General features: G+C 47.9%; 1 protein-coding gene. It reads left to right on the top strand.

Translation table 11 applies throughout. From position 1 onward, the window contains the following. Positions 1 to 526 precede the first annotated feature (526 nt). Positions 527 to 2,341 (top strand): hypothetical protein (locus NT002_00190; GenBank protein ID MCX6827696.1); only part of this gene is annotated, 1,815 nt, incomplete at its 3' end.

Below are 2,341 nucleotides of genomic sequence, written 5' to 3'. Positions count from 1 at the left end.
GTATCTCTCGGCCGGTGACCACACTGTCATTTGGGACAGTCGCAGTTTCGATAATCAGCCGGTGGCCAGTGGTATATATTTCTATCGCATAAATGCTGATTCATTTTCCGATACCAAGAAAATGATACTGCTGAAGTAATTCCTGAGAGAGGGAGGACTGCACCGAAGGTCATGTGGTCAGTATATAGCCACGGTAACAATAAAAACGGAGAAGTAAGAGTATATTCGCTGTGATCCGCAGGGGATATTAGCGACTCATTGAAAGGTGGTGATAAATGAGGAAGTGATATCACTGCTTGCCTCGGAGGTAAAAGCAGTGATTTACAAGCTGTTTGATAAGCTGCGTCCTTCAGTTGCGACCAAAGCGGCTTCGTTCTATAGTAAATATCTAAGTGCAATTGGTGAAAGACTGAATACTATGCGGGACTGCGAAAGGCGCGTTAATATCGGTAATGATGAGATGTTGGTCGTTGATAGGGGGTTACAGATACCCCAAATAATCTCTCAATTCAGGAGGAATGGAAAAATGAGAATCAAGTTATTGAAGTCTTTGCTGACTGCTGGGTGTTTGTTTGTGGCGATCCTGGCGGGACTGCCTTCCATGGCCAATGACCTTGGCCCCAATGGCTCCGAGGCCCCCTCACATGAAGCCCCACCGCAGCCTAATTCGCCGACCTGGGAAACGAATGTTGACAATGGGGACGGGACATTGACATTTACCCAGCAAGTGGATGAAGCAAGCACTCCGCCAAACTATTTGGGCCCTTGGAGCAGCCCAAGCAGCCATGGATTTGAAATCTATAGCTGGTATAACGGAGATTATGGCTGGCAGCATTCTTTTCCAAATTGGAGCATGCCATCACTGAATATCATCTCGGCAAAACTCACTATTGTGGCCTGGGATATAGATTCCGAGCCATTCCATGGATGGGAAGGCGAATATGACGGTGTCTATGTTGACGGAAACTTGCTGAGCCCGGGGTATCTGCAGGGATTCAATAATACATGGTCAACCACGATCTTTGATCTCCCTGTAAACAGTATTGTTGATGATGGTCTGATTAATCTTTTTCTTGACATTGATATGCACCATCCTTACGACAATTGGGCCACGACTCTTAATTATAGCCGGCTGGAAATCAGATATTCATCATTTCCGAATGATCCCCCTTATCAGCCTGAACTCGCTTATAGCTTTGTTCTCGGGACTATTAGAGTTGATGTGGTCGGTCCGATTACTGCAGATCCCGATGGGGATGCTGTAACCTATAACTATCGTTGGTTTGTCGACATTGGTACCGGCGGATTTATTGATGATGAATTTGCAGGGCGGGGCAATCATACTGGCAACTCTGTCCCGGCCGCCGATATTCTGCCGGGGGACATTTGGCAAGTGCAGGTCATACCGGTTGATGAACATGGCACTATCGGCCAGATGACCACAATTACTTTCCCGGCTTTCCCCACCGCCGGCGGCATTTGTGCTAAGACTGAAGTTGGCATGGTTGGCGCCGAAGGTATCGAGATAATTCTGAGGGATGGATTGGGTAATTATGTTGGCAATGGTTATACCGACAACATGGGCAATTTGGCATTTGATGATTTGAGCAATGGTGATTACCTTGTTGAGCCGGTGGTTCCGATGGGTTTTGCGGTGACTCCGTCGGGGGCGCAGTTGGTGACGGTAAATGGTTATCCGTGCAGCGAGATTTCGTTCCAGTTTACGGTGACAGCTACGGGTAAGGTGAAGGATATTTGGTGGTGGAAATCACAGCTTAAGCGTATTAAAGATGGTCTTCCTTCGGAGATTACCCGGGCCGACATTGACCGGTATTGTAATACGATCTACGGTCATTTTTATCTGAGGGGTGATGGTTTTGCGATTCGGATTGAGGATGTCACTTATGCGGCCGGCCCGCGACCTCTGAACTGCGACGATTTGTTTGTTTTATTCTTAGGTCCCTATGATGGTTCGAATGAAGCCTGCGCCAAGCGCGCTTTGCTGGCCAACATGTTGAATATAGCTTCTGGTCGGCAGAATCAGAGGGCTCTTGTCACGGTTGATGGAGCTACAGCAAGTCAGGCTATCGCCTACTTTGCCGGACTCTGCCAGATTGGCGGTGAGGCCAACTATTATTCGGCTCATATAAACCTGAGAAGAATGCATATGTCGCAGCAAATACCGGCTGGAATCGTACCATTGATGACCCCGAATATCATGTATAAACCGGAGGAAGGGTTAGAGCTTCCGGCCGTTTTCAGTCTGTCACAGAATTATCCCAATCCTTTCAATCCGACGACTGAGATCAGGTTCAGTCTGCCGGTTGCTTCCGATGTCAGA

Source organism: Candidatus Zixiibacteriota bacterium (genome assembly GCA_026397505.1).
Taxonomy (GTDB): domain Bacteria; phylum Zixibacteria; class MSB-5A5; order GN15; family PGXB01; genus JAPLUR01.
Note: the sequence above shows the minus strand (reverse complement) of the source record. Positions and strands in the feature narration are given on the sequence as shown.